Raw genomic sequence first — 18,860 nt, 5'->3', positions numbered from 1 at the left:
ATTATTCACAACATCTGTTAAACCATATGTCAGGAATTAGGCATGACTGAATGAAAATACATATTTTACATCGTGTTTTTACGCGAAAATCTGCGCTTTATTTAATAAAAGTGCAGATTTTCGATGTGATTTATTGTATGATGTTAAGAAAGTATGAACAAAGAGAAAGCAATACAGACGGGATAGAGACGGGAGGAGTAGCATGACTGAACTTACGGTAACCGCGAACAAAAGCAATTCAAACAACTTGCTGCGGCGTGACGTGCGATTCTTGGGGAACATACTCGGGGAAGTGCTTGTCCATCAAGGGGGCAATGAACTCTTAGATATCGTTGAGAAGATCCGTGAAACAAGCAAATCTTTACGTTCTGTTTTTTTGCCTGAATTGTATGAAGAATTCAAAAAGATGGTTGAAACCCTTGAGCCGGATATTCGCCATCAGGTGATTCGCGCCTTTGCGATTTACTTCCAGCTTGTGAATATCGCCGAGCAAAATCATCGAATCCGCAGAAAACGGGACTATGAGCGCTCAGCTGGAGAAAGCGTTCAGCCCGATTCGATCGAGATGGCCATCAAGGAACTGAAAGAGCGGAACTTTACGGTCGAAGAAGTTCAGGACATTATTGAGAGCCTGTCCTTGGAACTGGTAATGACCGCCCATCCGACGGAAGCTATGCGCAGAGCGATTCTGGATATTCATAAACGGATTTCCGAAGATGTCATGCTGCTGGATAATCCGACTCTTACGTTCCGCGAGCGCGAACAGCTTCGGGAGAAGCTGCTGAACGAAGTCATTACGCTGTGGCAGACGGATGAGCTTAGAGCCCGTAAGCCTACGGTACTGGATGAGGTCCGGAACGGAATGTATTACTTCCATGAGACGCTGTTCCACGTACTGCCTGACGTCTATCAGGAATTGGAACGCTGCTTGACCAAGTATTATCCGGGACACCTCTGGCACGTACCTACGTACCTGAAATTCGGCTCATGGATCGGCGGCGACCGTGACGGTAACCCATCTGTGACGGCCGAAATCACTTCGCAGACGCTTCGTATGCAGCGCAAGCTGGCTATTCGGGAATATCAGCGCATTTTAGTTGAATATATGCAGTATTTGAGCTTCAGCACTTCCATAGTAGAAGTTTCCAAGGAACTTCAGGATTCCATTGAACGGGACCGTGCAAATGTAACCGTTACAAAAAGGGATATTTGGAACAATGCGAAGGAACCATACCGTATTAAACTGGTTTACATGATGGAGAAAATCGCGAACGTTCTGGACGACAGTAAAAAAGGAACAGCCGAGTCCTACGCGTCGCCAGCGGAGTTTATCGAAGACCTGAGCATTATTGACCGCAGTCTTCGCTTCCATTTTGCGGACTATGTAGCAGATACTTATATCAAGAAGCTGATTCGCCAGGTGGAGCTGTTTGGCTTCCATACGGCGGCGCTGGATATCCGTCAGCACAGCCAGGAACATGAGAATGCGATGAAAGAGGTCCTGGAGAAGAGCAACATTACGCCGGACTATGCAGCGCTTTCCGAAGAGGAGAAGATTGAGCTGCTCACGAAGCTGCTGAGCGAACCGAGACCGATCTCGTCGGTATATCAGGACTACAGCCCAAGTACTAAAGAGTGCCTGGATGTATTCCGGGTAGTCAAGGAAGCACAGCAGGATTACGGTAAGGATTGCATTACCAGCTACCTGATCAGTATGGCTGAAGGAGCCAGTGACATTATGGAAGTCATGGTCTTCGCCAAAGAAGTCGGGCTGTTCCGGCAACTTCCGGACGGTACCGTAGAATGTACATTGCAGGCGGTTCCGTTGTTCGAGACCATAGAGGACCTGCACGCCGCTCCGGAAATTATGAGACGGCTTTTCAAACTGCCGATTTATCGTCAGAGCATTACGGCCCGGAACGACCTTCAGGAAATTATGCTGGGTTACTCCGACAGCAACAAGGACGGCGGCGCGGTTACAGCCAACTGGGAACTGCGGGTAGCTCTGAAAGAGCTGACGGCTGTCGCCAGCGAGTTCGGCATCAAGCTGAAATTTTTCCACGGACGCGGCGGATCGTTGGGTCGCGGCGGCATGCCGCTGAACCGCAGCATTCTGGCTCAGCCGGCTTCTACCATCGGCGGAGGCATCAAGATCACCGAGCAGGGTGAGGTCATTTCCTCGCGCTATTCGCTGAAGGGCATTGCTTACCGCAGTTTGGAACAGGCAACATCGGCTCTGGTGACGGCAGCAATCAACGCACGTTCGCCGGAAGAGGATGACGTAAACGAAGCCCAATGGGATGAGATCGTGCGCGAGATGTCCGAGGTTTCCCGGAACAAGTACCAGGATCTGATCTTCCGTGATCCGGATTTCTTGGCATTCTTCAAGGAATCCACGCCGCTTCCTGAAGTCGGAGAGCTGAACATCGGTTCGCGTCCTTCCAAGCGGAAGAATACCGACCGTTTTGAAGATCTGCGTGCCATTCCGTGGGTGTTCTCGTGGACCCAAAGCCGCTACCTGCTTCCTGCATGGTACGCCGCGGGTACAGGCCTCCAGAGCTTCTATCAGAACAAGGAAGAGAATCTGAAGGTGATGCAGGAGATGTACGAAAAGTTCTCCTTCTTCACTTCATTGATCGATTCCCTTCAAATGGCGATCGCCAAGGCGGATATGGTCATTGCCAAGGAATACGCCGGCATGGCCCGCAACGATGAGGCACGCCGCCGTATCTTCGGACTGATTGAGGAAGAGTTCAAGCTGACGTCAGAGCTGATTTTGAAAATTACAGGACAAAAAGAAATTCTGGATAATGTGCCTGTCATTCAGGAATCGATCCGCCTCCGCAATCCTTATGTGGATCCGCTCAGCTATTTGCAGGTACAGCTGCTCAGCGAGCTCCGCGGACTGCGCGAACAGGATGAGGATAATGCAGAATTGCTGCGTGAGGTTCTGCTCACGATCAACGGCATTGCCTCGGGACTCCGGAACACAGGCTGATGATACGATTACTTCAATAAGCATCCCTGAAGCCAGAATAGGAAAGCTCTGTGCCTGAACCCCAGGTGCTGCGGCTTTCCTATTGTTCTGTTATACGGCTTGTCTTGCTTTTTAGAGAGACTTCATTTACGATTTGAATGGAAAAATAAATTGTTGTCGTACCCATCAGCAAGTCTGGGGGAATCTTGATGGAAAATATAGAAAACCGGCTGACAAAACTGGCTCTGAAAGGAGACCAGCGGGCGTTTGCCGAAATTGTGGAACTGTACAAGGACAAAATTTATCATTTGGCTTACAGGATGCTGAACAACCGCCACGAAGCGGAGGACGTCGTTCAGGAGACTTTTTTACGCGTATATAAAAATTTGGACAGGTATGACCAGAATCAGAAATTCTCCACATGGATTTACCGCATCGGAACCAATCTATGCATCGACCGGCTGAGGAAAAGGAAACCGACCTATTCCCTTGATGCTGAGATGAACGACCAGGAAGGTATGGACGGGTATTCGATGATTCCAAGCGATAACCGGACGCCTGAGAGCGAGACGCTGATCTCGGAGACGCAGCAGATCATTTACGAAGCGATCGAGAGCCTTCCGGCGAAGTATAAGTCGGTCATGGTCCTCCGGTATTTGCAGGATTTGTCCTTGCAGGAAATCAGCGATGTGCTGGGAATGCCCGTAACAACGATTAAAACGAGGGTGCACCGGGGTCGCGAATTTTTGCGCAAAAAATTAGAGCCCAAATTATAGAAAACGAGCTTCGGTTTTGAAACTTCTTCAGAACCTGTACGTATTACAAATGAAACTGACCTGTGCCCCTGAACCGGGGAGATTGAATACATTCATATTAATGAAAGGATTGGCTCAGAATGGATTGCAAATTAGCCGTCTCTTTAATGCATGATTATTTAGATGACGACTTGTCCAAGGAGCAGCAGTTGGAGCTTAAGACCCATATGCTGTCCTGCCCTGACTGTCGGATGCAGTTTAAAGAGCTGGAACAGACGGATATGCTGATGTACTCACTGACGCATCATACGCCGTCTGCATCTCTTGAGCTGACTGAGCGGATCATGAATTCTCTCCCGAAGCAGAAGAAGCAGCAGCTATGGCTTACATGGGTCAAGAGACATCCGGCCATTACAGCCGCGGCTATATTTGTCTTAGTGATGCTGTTTAGTACCGTGAGCTTCTGGGATCAGGATACCCAACTGGTGGTTAAAGGCAGTGATCTGGATCAAGTTGTCATTGAAGGGAACACGGTCATCGTGCCTGAAGGCAAGAGTATTGCGGGCAATTTGACGGTAGAAAATGGAAAGACTCAGATCTATGGTGACGTCCAAGGTAATTTGACGGTCATCGATGGATCGCTGTACCAAGCCTCAACCGCCCATATTTCGGGTCAGGTGAAGAGCATTGATCAGGCGATGGACTGGATATGGTATAAAATCACAAACATGTTCTCTGATGTCGCCTATCGTTAGTAAATCTTGATATTTGTGGATATTGGCGCCTCTTTGGGACAAAGCGGGCGTCTTTTTTGTTGGCAATATTTATAAATGATTCCAATTTGAAACCGCGGCCGCTTGCAACCTGAAGGTGTACGTTATAACCTAGGTAATATAGGGGAAATTAAATGACATAGAGACCCATCATCATGAAGGGGAGTATGGGGGCCTAAGTATGAGTTATTTTGCGGACTTAACGTGGAAAGAGTCCATTAAAGATATCATTGACATCGCCATCGTTACATATATCATTTATCAGGTCATTTTGCTTGTCAGGGGGACCCGGGCGGTTCAGCTGTTGAAAGGGATTTTGTTCCTGGTCATCATCTGGGCGCTCAGTACATGGTTTGATCTGTACACCCTTAAATGGCTTATGAACCAGATATTTAACTTTGGCATTTTGGCGATCTTTATCATCTTCCAACCGGAGCTTCGGAGGGCGCTGGAGCAGTTGGGGCGGGGCAAGCTGTTTGGCCGCTCATCGGCGGAAGATGAACAGCTCAATAAGCTGATCGGCGAAGTCATTAAGGCCGTGAACTATTTGGCGCGCAGAAAGATCGGAGCGTTAATCGTATTTGAACGGGAGACAGGTCTCAATGAATATACGGAGTCCGGGATTCCTATGCAGTCCATGGTGAGCTCCCAGCTGCTCATTAACATTTTTATACCGAATACACCTCTCCATGACGGTGCCGTGATCATTCAGAACCAGCAGATCGCCGCTGCCGCCTGCTATTTGCCGCTGTCCGAGAATCCTTTTATCAGCAAGGAGCTGGGCACCCGGCACCGGGCGGCCATCGGGATCAGTGAAGTAGGGGATGCGGTGTCCATCGTCGTATCGGAGGAAACCGGACAAATATCGTTGGCCATTAACGGTCAGGTCGTTCGTGATATTAAAGAAGAATCCTTAATATCGAAACTGTATGAAGAGCTCCGTCCAAATTCCTCTGCGAAAGAAAAACGTCCTGTTTTCTGGAAGCGGAAGGGGAATGATAATCATGAATAAGTGGATCAATAACAACAATATTTCGAAAGTGCTGGCGCTTGCCGTAAGTATTTTGCTCTGGAGCATGGTTCATTTGAACGATGTGACGCCTACTCCAACCGCTAAAATTGATTCACGGATCATTGATAATGTGAAGGTACAGGCTTTTGGACTGGATGAGAAGAAGTATATTCTGAGCGCCATGGACACGGATCAGGTTCAGCTTGAGGTCAAAGGAAAAAAGTCGGACCTGCTCTCGATGTACTCGGAAGATTATAAAGTAAGGCTGGACCTGAGCAAAGCCAAAGTAGGCACCAGCACGCTGCCGCTGACCGTAGACGTTCCTTCGGGAATTGAGGTGGTCAACGTTCAGCCGTCAACCGTGACTGTCAATATTGAAAAGAGGGATACATCCTCTTTCCCTGTATCGATCGTGACGAGCGGGGAGCCGGCAGCCGGATATCAGATGGGCAGCATTACGATGGAACCGGCTACAGTGTCTGTTACGCTGCCTGAAAGCGACCTGAAAAGGGTCGATAAGATTCAAGGATCGGTATCCATTGATGGAGAAGACGCAACGATTAAGGAAAAGCGGGTGAAGCTGACCGCGTTGGACAAGCAGGGGAAGGAAATTGAGGGGGCGGTAATTGAGCCGTCAACCATCTCCGTGGTCGTACCGATTACGCCGCCCTACAAAGAGGTGCCGATCGAACTGCACTATTCCGGCCAACTGCCTGACGGCCTCGTGATTTCCAAGGCTCAGCCAAGCGTGACTACCGTGAAGCTGTACGGTTCTCAAGATGCGCTTGCGGGAATAAAGTCCTATAATGACGTCGATGTGGATTTGGGGCAGATCAAGGAAGCGGGAACAATGGTACTTCCTGTGGACTTGACGCCGCCGCAGGGTTTTGAGAAAATCGAGCCGAGCTCTATGGAGGTTGAAATCACCACGGTGTCCAACTCTCAGCGGGTGATTGACGACATTCCGATTAAGATCAGCGGGGCCGGCTCTGACGTGCAGGCCGCGATCAAGAGCCCGGCAAGCGTCACCATGTCGCTTAAGCTGAGCGGCGCTCCTGGACTGCTGAACAGCCTGACAAAGGATGACATTCAGCTCATCGCCAGCGTTGGTAACCTGAAGCCCGGTACGCATCAGGTGAACCTGCAGGTGGTCCTCCCACGCTATGTTTCGCGGGTGGATCAGGGAAATGCGCTAACGGCGACCATAGAGATCAAAGATAATGCTGCAGCAACGTCGACCCAGCCGGACTCGAAGCCTGAAGATAACAGCAAGGGAACGACCGACAACGGCAATAAAGGAACAGGCGGCAATTCAGGTTCCGAGACGGATTCGACGAACGTGGATGAGACAGACAACAATGGAACGGCGGGTGACACCACGCCGCCGGAAGGGCAGGAGCCACAGACAGATACCGGCTCACCCTGATCTGAACGAACTCATATAGTAACTAGAGATGCACTCAAAAAGGAGATCAATTATGGGGAAATATTTTGGAACTGATGGAGTACGCGGTGTTGCCAATAAAGAACTGACGGCCGAAATGGCTTACAGCATTGGACGCTGCGGCGGTTATGTGTTGACCGGGGACGTGGAGAAACCTACGGTTGTCATTGGTATGGATACCCGGATTTCGGGAGTTATGCTGGAATCGGCACTGGTTGCGGGTCTGCTGTCCATCGGGGCGCATGTTATCCGTGTAGGTGTTGTATCTACGCCAGCAGTGGCGTATATTACACGGTTGTTAAAGGCGGACGCCGGCGTTATGATTTCGGCTTCCCACAATCCGGTCGAAGATAACGGCATTAAGTTCTTCGGCGGGGATGGCTTCAAGCTGTCCGACGAGACCGAACTGAAAATCGAAGAGTTGATGGACGCAGCCGAAGATACGCTTCCGCGTCCGATTGGCAAGGATCTGGGCAATGTTATTGTCGATAATGAATCGAAATATAAATATTTGGAGTATTTGAAAACGACGATTTCCCACAGCTTTGACGGGCTGAAGATCGTACTCGACTGTGCCAACGGCGCCGCTTACGAGCTGGCTCCTAAGCTGTTTGAGGAACTTGGCGCAGAGGTGGTTACGATCGGCACCGAGCCGAACGGGTTGAACATCAACGACCACTGCGGATCCACCCACCCGGAAAAGCTGAAAGAAGAAGTGCTGAAGGCCAAAGCCGACCTGGGTCTTGCCTTTGATGGAGACGCGGACCGTTTGATCGCGATTGACGATCAGGGCGAGGAAGTCGACGGCGATTTCATCCTCTGTATCTGCGGTGACGCTATGAACAAGCAGGGTAAGCTGAACAACGGCACGATCGTATCGACCGTCATGAGCAACATCGGTTTTTATAAGGCGACCGAGAAGCTGGAGCTGAAAACGGCCAAAACGGCTGTCGGCGACCGCTATGTGATGGAGGAAATGCGTAAAGGCGGCTATAACTTGGGCGGAGAGCAGTCCGGCCACGTTATTTTCCTGGACTACAATACGACCGGTGACGGCATTCTGACCGCGATCCAGCTGGTGGATACGATCCAGGCTTCGGGCAAGAAGCTGAGCGAGCTGAGAACGATGATGCGCAAGTACCCTCAGGTGTTGGTAAACGTACGGGTAGAGGACAAGAGCAAGTATGAAGGCAATGCAGCTATTAAGGATGCTATTCAAGCCGTTGAGGGGATCCTTGGGGATAACGGCCGGGTATTGGTTCGTCCTTCAGGCACGGAATCGCTGATCCGCGTCATGGCTGAAGGTCCTAATAAGGAGGACCTGGATCAGTATGTCTCCCAAATCGTCGATGTGGTGAAACGGGAACTAGTATAACAGGTAAATGTTGGCTTTTTCTATAAAATAAAGCATAAATGCCATAGGCCGGTGAGACTAGAATTGCGGTTTCATCGGCTTTTTTACAGGGTATATAACGGGGACTCCGATTTGGGGCTATCAGCCCGATTGCAAAACGGAGATGACATGAATATAATTAGTAAATGTCATTACGAAACAGAAAGCGAGGGTCGTGAGGTTAGCAACAATAGCGCCAGAACTTGGGCTTGCGCGGGGAAGAATCTGAAGGAGCACGACGCTTCGGATTCACGGCAGCATCAAGTTGACGAGGTGGAGGTGTTCGAAATGTTCGGCGGGGACCTCCCGGTGATACACCACAGCCGTAAACTCGAAACGGAAAATGAACGGGCGACCGTTCACACAACGTTTCCAGTGGGTGTTAGAAAATAGTGATCATTTTTCATGAGTGTGCGGGCAAGCGCATAAGAGATGCGGCGATGCTAGGATGTACATTCGTGAATGCACCTTGTATAACTGAATACAATGTTCGTTTTCCTGTACATTCTGGCACCATGCTGCACCTTTATGCTCCCGTACGCTTCTAAAACCCAATTTGAAGAAGTGAACGGAGGATATTAACTATGTGTGGTATTGTCGGATATATTGGTAAAAAGGATACGCAAGCGGTATTGATCGAGGGTCTGAAGAAGCTGGAGTACCGCGGGTACGATTCTGCGGGTATTGCCGTGTTCACCAACCAGGGATTGCAAATTGCCAAGGCTCAAGGACGTTTGGCTAATCTGGAGTCCAAGCTGGAAGGGACACCGCTGGTGGGAAGTGCCGGCATCGGGCATACGCGCTGGGCTACTCATGGCAAGCCATCGGACGTAAACTCTCATCCGCATACGGACAACAGCCATAAATTTTCGGTCGTGCATAACGGCATTGTCGAAAATTATCTGGAGCTGAAGGATGAGCTGATCAGCCAGGGACATCATTTCGTGTCGGAAACTGATACGGAAGTGATTTCCCATCTGATTGCCCGCGAATACGACGGCGATATTGTCAAAGCGGTTCAGAAGGCCATCGGTTATATGCGCGGCGCCTTTGCCCTCGGTGTATTGACCGAGTACGAACCGGATAAACTCGTGGCTGTGCGTCAAGCAAGCCCGCTGATTATCGGGATTGGCGAAGGAGAGAACTTCATCGGATCGGATATTCCGGCAATTCTTCAATATACGCGTAAAGTATATATTTTGAATGACGGTGAGATGGCCGTATTGACGCAGGATTCTGTCGAATTGATGACCATTGAGGGGAATTTTATTTCTCGGGAAATGATTCATGTCGACTGGGATGCAGTGACGGCGGAAAAAGGCGGCTTTGAGCACTTCATGCTGAAAGAGATCCACGAGCAGCCGAAAGCATATCGCGACACGATGCGCGGACGGATCGACGAGTCGGGTAAAAAGGTTGTTCTGCCGGAGCTGAAGCTGACGGCCGATCAGATCAAAAATATCCGCAACATTCAAATCATTGCCTGCGGTACAGCATACCATGCAGGTCTCGTGGGACGCAGCGCGATTGAATCGCTGGTACGCATTCCGGTAGAGACGGACGTAGCGTCGGAATACCGTTACCGCTCTCCAATCGTAACGCCGGAGACGCTGGTCATCGTTGTCAGCCAATCCGGTGAAACGGCGGATACGCTCGCTGCGATGCGTGAAGCCAAAGCAAACGGAGCACACGTACTGGCCATCACCAACGTGGTGGGCAGCTCGATCGCCCGTGACGCCGACGACGTCATCGTGACGCTGGCCGGGCCGGAGATTGCTGTAGCATCCACTAAGGCGTATACTTCGCAGCTGATCGCGTTCTATCTGCTGGCGCTGTACCTCGCCGAGGTTCGCGGCACGCAGACGCCGGAAGCGGTGGCTCAGATCGTAGCCGCTATGCAGGCTCTGCCGGAGCAGGTGGAGAGCATGCTGGCCAAGCCGGATGCCATTAAAGCCTATGCAGAGCATATTTCCAAGCATGAGCACTTATTCTTTATCGGTCGCGGACTGGACTACGCGGTAGCGCAGGAAGGTTCGCTGAAATTGAAAGAAATCTCTTATATTCACTCTGAAGCGTACGCTGCGGGTGAACTGAAGCACGGTACGCTGGCGCTGATCGAGGAAGGCATTCCGGTTATTGCCCTGGCAACCCAGGAAGCCGTTCTGGAGAAAACGGTCAGCAACATCAAGGAAGTGAATGCACGCGGCGCGGACATCATGGCGATTACCCATGAAGAAAATGTCGCAGGTTTGCTGAAGTCGGTTGACCAGGCGTTTGCGATTCCGAAGACGCTGCCGCTGCTGACGCCGGCTCTGTCGGTTGTGCCGCTGCAGCTGCTGTCCTACTACGCATCGCTTGCCAGAGGCAACGACGTCGACAAGCCGCGGAATTTGGCGAAAAGCGTAACGGTGGAGTAAGGGGAGTAAAAGGATTGTCGACAACACGACCGACAATTTCTGTCTGGTGACATTAAAGTGAGTGCTAGACATTATTGTTGAGCCGTTACACCAGTATTTTTGCAATAGAGTTGGTGTCTCGACATCTTAAGATTATAGCTGAACAAAGCAAAGTTAATGGCTTCGTCCCTTGTTGGGGGCGAAGCCATTAGTTGTTTTAGAGAGTGTGACAACTCGCCATAGACAGGCTGATTTAAGCTCAAGGTCCAAGAGCGCCGATTTGGTGTAGCTTTTGTGCTGTGGCCAACAAAGTAATAAAAGTAACGGAATGATATTGGTTGTAACTTCTTAACTAAGTACAAAGGAGCCCGGAGTATTAAACTGGGCTCCTTTGTTGTTTCAAGGAAATCAAGGATATAAAGTAAAAAAACACTGTGTTTCGGAGGCTATCTCAGGGCCTATGTTACCTCTCAAGGGGCTTTTAACGCTTTCGAAGGAAACGGTGTGCCATTGACACCAAATGATCCTCTTAAGAGCCCTAAACTGGGCTTACGGCCAGCCTAAGATTTTATTATACCTTTCGGGGTTCCCCGGCCACCAACCCTAAAATCTAGTAACCTTCACCTGAAATGTAGCGGATATATTACATGATAGTTTCCTTCATATAATGTTTATTACAGAGAAGTTCAGCAATTACCACGATCACGCTCATGACCACCAGCGGATGAGCACTTCATACGGTAAGCAATAAGTAAGAGTACTGATCAGCAAGGATGGTGTCCGGAAAATCGCCAGGTTAAGAAACCGAAGAACAAATTAACAAAGGGGGGATACATTGTGGAATTACGTCAGCTTGAATATTTTATTCAAGTTTGCAAATCTGGAAGTTTGACCAAAGCTAAAGAAGAATTAGGTGTGACTCAGCCTACACTAAGTCAGCAAATTCGGGTTTTGGAAGATGAGTATAATATTCAATTGTTCGATCGGGTAAGTAGAGGAGTTGAGGTAACGGAAGCGGGAAAAATTCTCTTGAATAAGGGCAATGCCATTATGAATCTTCTTGAAGAAGCGCGAAATGAAATCGTTGGCCGAATCAACAAATCCAGAGAAACCATTTCTATTGGATGTTGTCCTGCTGAACTTGAATATCTTGCTCCTTACTTCATGAGATTTCATCAAAAGTACCCGAATATTTTATTAAAAATTATCGATGCAGAGGATGCCGAAAATAAGGTTTTGGAGCAAAGGGTGGACATTGGGATCACTGCATATCCAGTTTCGGATACTTCACTCATTTCGACTCATTTGTATAGACAAGAAATGGCGCTATTGATTCACTCAGAACATGCTTTGGCTAATAAATCTTCGATTCCTTTTCGATTTTTGAAGCAAATGAACTCGATCATGTTCCGAGAACAAAACAAATCATTGCTTGATATGTATTGTTTCTCAAGTGGGTTTGCCTTAAAGTCGAGCATAGAAACGTCCTCCACTTCAGTATTGATTCACTGGGTTCGTCATGGACTTGGAGCAGCTATTATACCCATATCTTTGCTTGAGAGCCTCAGGGATGATTCTTTGCGTATTGTCAAATTAGAAGGCCATATACCTCGTTGGGATATATCTCTTGTATATCTTCATTCCGTTACGATGAGGCCCATGGCACGTCTATTCATTCAAGAGATGGATTCCTATGTAAGAGAGGTTGAGGTGAATCTTCCATGTTCAGGCAATTAGAATGTTTCATTCAAATCTGCAAAGCAGGAAGCTTTACTAAGGCTGCAGAAGTGTTAATGATTTCTCAACCTACTTTAAGCCAACAAATCCGCTTTTTAGAGGTAGAAGTTGGAACCCCTTTGTTTCAGAGAGTTGGCAGAGGCGTAAAGATTACAGCTGACGGGGAAATACTTTACGAGAAAGCTCTTTCCGTCATGAGGCTCATTGAAGAATCGAAGAAAGAAACTCATGAGTTACGCTATGCTCGGGCAAATCAACTTTCGATAGGCATTTCTCCAGTGGACTTTAATGGTTTAATCCCCCGTTTTTTGAAATTCCATGAACAGTATCCTGACATTACAATAAAATTTGCCAGTACAGAAAATACATCACAGCAATTATTGAATCGTAGTATCGATATTGGCATTGCCGACAAATATGATCCAAACAAAGAAATTCATGCGATGCACCTGTATAAAGAAGAACAAGCATTGGTCGTTTATGCGGATCATCCATGGGCAGATCGAACCTTTATTTCTTTTCAAGAGCTAGAAAATTTAGAATCTTCCTTATTTGTTGGCGATAAAAGTTTAATCGAGCATCTTCATACATTCAGCGAGAAAATGAACAAATCTTTACAATCGAAATTTGAGTCCACTTCGACGGCTATTCTTCTTTCTATGGTACTGCAAAAGTTGGGGGTAGCTATTTTGCCTGTTTCATTAATTGAAACATTTTCTGGGCAGCATCTGAAAATGATTCGTTTCGTAGATCTAACGCCTGTACGTGAGATGAAGCTTATTTTTAAAAAGGATCATCACCATAATCCTTCTGTTCAGAAATGTATCGATTTTTTTCTGGAATCATAGATAAGGGAACTACAACATCATAGCTAATGAATGCGAGCCTAGACGAAGGAATATTTCCTGTCTTGCTCGCTTATTCGCGTTAGTCGGTATAGGAAATATCCCAAATATAGTAACCCTGCTTATCCGGTTAGACTCTTTCCTTTACCTGCTATAACCTTTATACTAGCAATACATTAAGGATTCTGAACGGAAATTGTCTGTTTTTGTGGAAATATATTAAATGATGGGATATTAAAGGCCGAAGGGGAATTTTTGAATGGGGAAAATGCGTAAACCGGCAATGCTGTTACTGGCTCTGATGATGTGTTGGACTTTGGCGTCTTGTTCCGGGAGCACGGACACATCGAGCAATGGCGCTGCTGATGATACGATTTTCAACGACAGTCTTAAAAAGGCAGATGCTTCTCAAACGAAGCTATCTCCAAATGAGCCCGCTTGGAAGCTGGATACGACACCAATAACGTTTGACTGGTATATCAATTTCGATTGGTTCACCGGTAAGTGGGGGGGCAACGTCGTTTCCGATTATATAACGAAGAAAACGGGTGTCAGTTTGAACTTTATTGTGCCTGCTGGAGACGCCGGGGAGAAGCTCAACACGATGATGTCAGCAAGGTCGCTCCCTGACTTCATCACGCTAGGCTCCTACGAGGATTCCGTGCAGAAGATGATCAATGGAGATATGGTGCTTCCATTAAATGAGCTGGCGGAACAATACGATCCTTATTTCTTTAAAGCTGCTGACCCAGAGAAGCTTAACTGGTACACACAGGCTGACGGGGATGTGTACAGCTACCCGAATGCATCTTCATCGCCTGCGGATTATCAAAAATACGGGAAGCTTTTTACGTCTAATCAGACCTTCGTTGTTCGGAAAGACATGTATGAAGCCCTCGGAGAGCCGGATATGAGCACACCGGAAGGGTTTCTCGGCGCGCTGAAGGCTGCGAAGGAAAAGTTTCCGGAAGTAGACGGCAAGCCGCTCATCCCGATTGGCCTTCATGAATTTACGGAAACCGGCAACTATTCGCTGGAAGATTATCTTCAGAACTTCCTAGCCATTCCGAAGCAGAAAAACGGCAAATTGTACGACCGTCGAAGCGACCCGACCTATTTGAAATGGCTGAAGATGTTTCGCCAAGCGAATGAGGACGGACTGATGCCGACAGATGTTTTTCTTGATGAGAAACGAGTGGAAAAGGACGAAAAAATATCGCAAGGGCGTTATTTTGCCATGCTGTATCAGTGGTCCGATTTTTCAGAGATTAATCAGGCGCTGTATCAGAAGGACCCGAATAAGGTCTATATCGCGATTGACGGTCCGGCGAACGATGCGCATGATGCGCCAACCCTTGCAGGAAACGGCATCTCCGGATGGACCGTGACGCTCATCTCGAAGAACGTCAAAGACAAGAAGAGGGCCATCGCCTTCCTCAGCTATTTGCTCAGCGAAGAGGGAAACAAGGACCTGTTCTTAGGAGAGAAGGGCGTTACCTACGATACGATTGACGGCAAAGATCAGTTCCTGCCGGAGGTCATGCAACTGCTTAATACCGATCGCCAAGCGTTCGATAGCAAATATGGCGGTTCTTATATGTACTGGATGCTAATGGATACGAACATGAATCTAGCATGGATGACGGGGATGGATGCCGAGCCTTCCAAACAAATTGCCGATTGGACTAGGGGCAAGACGGTTAGCACAAGCGAGTTCGAAAACCTGGACCCGGACCCGACAACGAAGGAAGGTATTGCGGTAGGCAAAAATACGCGGCTCTGGGCGGAGACGCTGCCGAAGCTGCTGATGTCGAAATCGAATGCCGAATTCGACCGACTGTTCGCCGAATTCATGAAAGCCACTACCGAGGATCCCGAGTATGAAGCCATCGCAGCAAGCCGCCAGGCGGCTTATGAACGAAATGTACAGAAGCTGAAGTCGTCGCTTAATCAATAGTTCGATAGAGGAAGCAGCAGGATGTGAAATAGGGAATGGGATTCGCGGCAATCCGTTGGTTATTGAAGATACGTGCATTTACGTTTAACCTTTCGCTTCAAGTCAAACTGATTTTGTCCTTTATATTCGTTATTTTTATACCGGTTGTTTTATTCTCTTGGTATACACTTAATGAAGAGTCCGCCAAGGCAATGAAGGAATTGTTGGAGAACAATAAGAATGTGCTGGAAGTAGAGAAGATCAACATTGAGAATAACGTAGAGCTGATGGGATGGACGGGTCAGCTTGCGTTATCCAATCGGGAAATGAATAATTATCTGCAAATCGAACAATTCCAGGATACGGCGCAAGTTCTTCATATAAAGAAGGACGTGGTCAACAGCTTTCAATATTTTCTGTTTAACAATCCGCGAATCGCGAATGTCCGGCTATTCACGGATAACCGCTATGTGAATGAGATTTGGCCGGTTATCCTGCAGGAATCGCGCATTCAGAGCAAGCCTTGGCATGATGACGTGATGAAGCAAGGCGGTTTACCCTGGTGGGAGATACAGGAGAACGTCGGCCTCACCGGTATGCCTTCCGAACAAATGCCGAACGAGCCCTTCATGACGTACTTACAGGAATTCAAGTATCCGGACAATACTACCCATAACGGGATTCTAGAGATATCGATGCAGTTATCCGATTTCTTCTCCCAAACGTTCAGCAGTGTACAAGATAAAAACTCCCAGCTGATCGTAGTCGCAAGGAACGGACAAGTTTTCAGCTTAAAGGATTCGTCCGTGTTCAAGCAGAACGGCGCGGAGGAATTGATAAGCAGCATAAAGCTGACGAGCCATACGGATTACGAGACGGTGCGGTTCAAGGTTAATGGACATTCCTACTTGGCTTTACAGAGCTACATCCCATCGATTGACGTACATCTGGTCAATATGGCTAGTCTTGAGGAAACCATGGAAGGCATTAACCATTCGAGGGTTCGTTATATCGTGCTCGTTTCATTACTGGCGGCATTTCTCGTTCTGCTGTCTTACTCGATGCAAGCGATCATTTTGCGCAGGCTTAAGGCATTAAGGGAATCGATGCAGCAGGTGAGAAACGGCAACTTCAACGTCGAGCTGCCGCCGATTACCGGTACCGATGAGGTAGGAGAGCTGGGCTTTCATTACCGTAAGCTCATTCTGAAAATTAACGAGCTCATTCAAGACCAGGCAGCTCGGCAGGCGGCAGGCAAAGAAGCTGAGCTTCGGGCGCTGAAGAACCAGATCGATTCCCATTTCCTCTACAATACGCTGGAGAACGTCAAGATGCTGGCGGAGATTGAAGGGCAGTATCTTATATCGGACATCATGACCTCGTTAGGTGGTATGATGCGGTATTCGATGGAATGGAGGCAGGATCACGTGATGCTCAGCGATGAGATCCAGCAGGTCCAGCATTATGTATCCGTCATGAACATCCGTTATGATGGCAGACTTGATCTCCAATTGTCTATTGAACCGGAATGCCTCAAGCAGGAATCGCTTAAAATGTCGCTGCAGCCCGTAGTCGAGAATGCAATCAAGCATGGGATGAGCCGCATGCATTCCAAGGACGGAAATCTTCTCATTACGATCTCTGCCGTCCGGCGTGATCAAGCTTGTGTCATAGAGATTACGGACAGCGGCCGCGGCATACCGGATGAAACGCTGGGCTTGTTGAATCAAATGTTGCGAATGGAAGAGCATGCTTATCAGGAGGTCCGGCAATTATTCGTTCGTAAGGAGAACGAGGACGGTAATGGAATCGGTCTGCGGAATGTGGACCAACGTTTAGTGATGAGCTATGGGGTGGAATATGGGATTCGGATCGAAAGTCAGGAAGGAAGCTATACACGCATAATCATGACTTTGCCGTACCGGGTCATGGGAGGGGGATAGGACATCTATGATTAGCTTGCTGATCGTCGACGACGAGAAGATCATTCGGAGGGGCTTGCAATCAGTCATTGAGAGGCAGTTCCCCGATCTGTTTAAATATCGATTTGCCGAGAATGGAGAAGAGGCGCTGGAGCTGCTGCGCCAGGAGCCTGCGGATATTATGTTTACAGATATCCGAATGCCCATTATGGATGGGATCGAACTGCTCGACCAACTGCAAGACCATCCGGTTAAACCCGAGGTTGTACTGCTGTCTGGCTATAATGACTTCGTATATGCGCAGAAAGGTATCCGCTTTGCTGTGAAGGATTATCTCGTAAAGCCCGTGATTCGGGAGGAGCTGTTTGCCGTCCTGGAGCGATTAATGCTGGATATAAAGAAAAGAGAAGAGCGAGCAGACCAGGCGGGCGAAGATGCCAGCCTTTTTGCTGCCGAGCTGGTTACGCTGCATTTAACCCAGAAGGATGTGGATGATGCGATCACACCGAACAAGCTGAGGCAGGCCGGCTTAAGCTGGTTGGATGCAGGATATACACTGGGCTTGGTTACGCAACGTGGTGGAAGTTCACAGCCAAGCAGTACGGATGCAGCTACTTTCAGGAATCAAATCGCTGAGCTGTTACAAGGGCATATGAATTGGATGCTGACGCGTGATGGAAAAGGCGGAACGATTATGATAGCAAGCGATCCCGATATGTTCTACCGGTTGGCGGAACAGTGGGGGTTAAGTGAGTATGAGACACAGCTGCGAATTGCGATTAGTGATTCCGTTCAAGGGATTGAGCAGATAAGGTGGGCATACAGTCAGGCGAAGCAAACTATGAAATACGGGATTCTGCTTCCAGATCTCGATGTGCTGGATTACGCTGGCATAAGTGATCGCAATGAGCGGTATGTCGTCCCTATGGAGTTGATTGGGCGGATATTGAATCTCCTTGGAATGGGACGCGGGGATGAAATCAAACAACTTCTGGATCAAATCCTCGATGTTCGCATCATTAGCAGCAGTGAAATCGGCTATCTGGAACGTATTAGTCAGCTGCTGAACGAGGAGCTGTTCGATAAGTTGTTCCGCATCTACGGGCTTAAGGTATTCGGTCTATTAATGAAGTACGCTCCTGTTGGTCACATCGGAAATTTCGATCGATTTGAGGATTATTACCAATCCGTCGAACAGCTTCTCGATCGTCTGGATCGGTTCATCCAAGATCGGAAAGAGCAGGTGCCAACGGAACAAAATACGATGCAAAAAGTACTCACCTACCTGCAGACGCATTATGCCGACAATTTAAACATGGCGGTGGTGTCCAACCATTTCTCACTCAATTACTCGTATTTCAGCCAAGCCTTCCAAGAATTTACCGGTGAGAGCTTCTCGAACTATGTTCGCCGGTTAAGGCTGGATAAGGCGAAGGAACTTCTGGTGCACTCCGATTTGAAGGTGTACGAAATCAGCGATCAAGTTGGATTCGAAAATGTGAAGCATTTTACGAGAATATTCAAGGATACCGAAGGCATCACAGCGCTGGAATTTCGAAGCCAGCGGAGACGGTTTGAAACCGAGTGATGAGAAAAGACTAAAACACAAATGACCCATAAGAGGGTCTTTTTTTTTTGTGAAAAAGCATCCTCTCATGGGTCAAAGTTCA

General features: G+C 48.2%; 12 protein-coding genes. All 12 read left to right on the top strand.

The annotated features are described in order from the left end of the window. Positions 1–202 precede the first annotated feature (202 nt). The 12 genes from ppc (at position 203) to K2F33_RS03475 (ending at position 18,778) form a co-directional block, all read left to right on the top strand. On the top strand, positions 203–2,998 hold the full coding sequence (gene ppc, locus K2F33_RS03530; RefSeq protein WP_076176258.1) for a phosphoenolpyruvate carboxylase: 2,796 nt from the start codon (positions 203–205) through the stop codon (positions 2,996–2,998). 188 nt (positions 2,999–3,186) lie between these two features. After that, on the top strand, positions 3,187–3,753 hold the full coding sequence (gene sigW, locus K2F33_RS03525) for an RNA polymerase sigma factor SigW (protein ID WP_076176256.1): 567 nt from the start codon (positions 3,187–3,189) through the stop codon (positions 3,751–3,753). A gap of 119 nt (positions 3,754–3,872) precedes the next feature. Next, entirely contained in the window at positions 3,873–4,487 is a 615-nt protein-coding gene (locus K2F33_RS03520; RefSeq protein WP_076176254.1) for a zf-HC2 domain-containing protein, read from the top strand. 199 nt (positions 4,488–4,686) lie between these two features. Beyond that, on the top strand, positions 4,687–5,517 hold the full coding sequence (gene cdaA / locus K2F33_RS03515) for a diadenylate cyclase CdaA (protein ID WP_076176252.1): 831 nt from the start codon (positions 4,687–4,689) through the stop codon (positions 5,515–5,517). Then, on the top strand, positions 5,510–6,943 hold the full coding sequence (locus K2F33_RS03510) for a CdaR family protein (RefSeq protein ID WP_263881013.1): 1,434 nt from the start codon (positions 5,510–5,512) through the stop codon (positions 6,941–6,943). Before cdaA ends, K2F33_RS03510 begins: the two co-directional genes overlap by 8 nt. Positions 6,944–6,995: 52 nt before the next feature. Then, positions 6,996–8,336, top strand: a complete 1,341-nt coding sequence (gene glmM, locus K2F33_RS03505; protein ID WP_089549804.1) for a phosphoglucosamine mutase — start codon at positions 6,996–6,998, stop codon at positions 8,334–8,336. 602 nt (positions 8,337–8,938) lie between these two features. After that, positions 8,939–10,771 carry a glutamine--fructose-6-phosphate transaminase (isomerizing) gene (gene glmS, locus K2F33_RS03500; RefSeq protein ID WP_076176244.1) on the top strand — a complete coding sequence of 611 codons (1,833 nt, stop codon included), beginning with the start codon at positions 8,939–8,941 and terminating at the stop codon, positions 10,769–10,771. 816 nt (positions 10,772–11,587) lie between these two features. Then, a complete protein-coding gene (locus tag K2F33_RS03495; protein ID WP_263881012.1) occupies positions 11,588–12,487 on the top strand; it encodes a LysR family transcriptional regulator in 900 nt (299 codons plus the stop codon). Beyond that, positions 12,472–13,335 carry a LysR family transcriptional regulator gene (locus K2F33_RS03490; protein WP_263881011.1) on the top strand — a complete coding sequence of 288 codons (864 nt, stop codon included), beginning with the start codon at positions 12,472–12,474 and terminating at the stop codon, positions 13,333–13,335. The genes K2F33_RS03495 and K2F33_RS03490 overlap by 16 nt, the downstream gene beginning before the upstream one ends. 256 nt (positions 13,336–13,591) lie before the next feature. Then, positions 13,592–15,289, top strand: a complete 1,698-nt coding sequence (locus K2F33_RS03485; RefSeq protein ID WP_263881010.1) for a type 2 periplasmic-binding domain-containing protein — start codon at positions 13,592–13,594, stop codon at positions 15,287–15,289. A gap of 35 nt (positions 15,290–15,324) precedes the next feature. After that, positions 15,325–17,211, top strand: a complete 1,887-nt coding sequence (locus tag K2F33_RS03480) for a sensor histidine kinase (RefSeq protein WP_318671990.1) — start codon at positions 15,325–15,327, stop codon at positions 17,209–17,211. 7 nt (positions 17,212–17,218) lie between these two features. Beyond that, positions 17,219–18,778 (top strand): response regulator, encoded by a 1,560-nt coding sequence (locus tag K2F33_RS03475; RefSeq protein WP_263881008.1) that lies wholly within the window; start codon positions 17,219–17,221, stop codon positions 18,776–18,778. Positions 18,779–18,860: the final 82 nt, after the last annotated feature.

Source organism: Paenibacillus sp. PSB04 (assembly GCF_025809195.1).
GTDB lineage: Bacteria > Bacillota > Bacilli > Paenibacillales > Paenibacillaceae > Paenibacillus_AQ > Paenibacillus_AQ favisporus.
This window is presented reverse-complemented; position numbering and strand designations above follow the sequence as displayed.

Coding starts and splice junctions, on each gene's coding strand:
- ppc (WP_076176258.1), top strand. CDS start 203: ATGACTGAACTTACGGTAACCGCGAACAAAAGCAATTCAAACAACTTG.
- sigW (WP_076176256.1), top strand. CDS start 3,187: ATGGAAAATATAGAAAACCGGCTGACAAAACTGGCTCTGAAAGGAGAC.
- K2F33_RS03520 (WP_076176254.1), top strand. CDS start 3,873: ATGGATTGCAAATTAGCCGTCTCTTTAATGCATGATTATTTAGATGAC.
- cdaA (WP_076176252.1), top strand. CDS start 4,687: ATGAGTTATTTTGCGGACTTAACGTGGAAAGAGTCCATTAAAGATATC.
- K2F33_RS03510 (WP_263881013.1), top strand. CDS start 5,510: ATGAATAAGTGGATCAATAACAACAATATTTCGAAAGTGCTGGCGCTT.
- glmM (WP_089549804.1), top strand. CDS start 6,996: ATGGGGAAATATTTTGGAACTGATGGAGTACGCGGTGTTGCCAATAAA.
- glmS (WP_076176244.1), top strand. CDS start 8,939: ATGTGTGGTATTGTCGGATATATTGGTAAAAAGGATACGCAAGCGGTA.
- K2F33_RS03490 (WP_263881011.1), top strand. CDS start 12,472: ATGTTCAGGCAATTAGAATGTTTCATTCAAATCTGCAAAGCAGGAAGC.
- K2F33_RS03485 (WP_263881010.1), top strand. CDS start 13,592: ATGGGGAAAATGCGTAAACCGGCAATGCTGTTACTGGCTCTGATGATG.
- K2F33_RS03480 (WP_318671990.1), top strand. CDS start 15,325: ATGGGATTCGCGGCAATCCGTTGGTTATTGAAGATACGTGCATTTACG.
- K2F33_RS03475 (WP_263881008.1), top strand. CDS start 17,219: ATGATTAGCTTGCTGATCGTCGACGACGAGAAGATCATTCGGAGGGGC.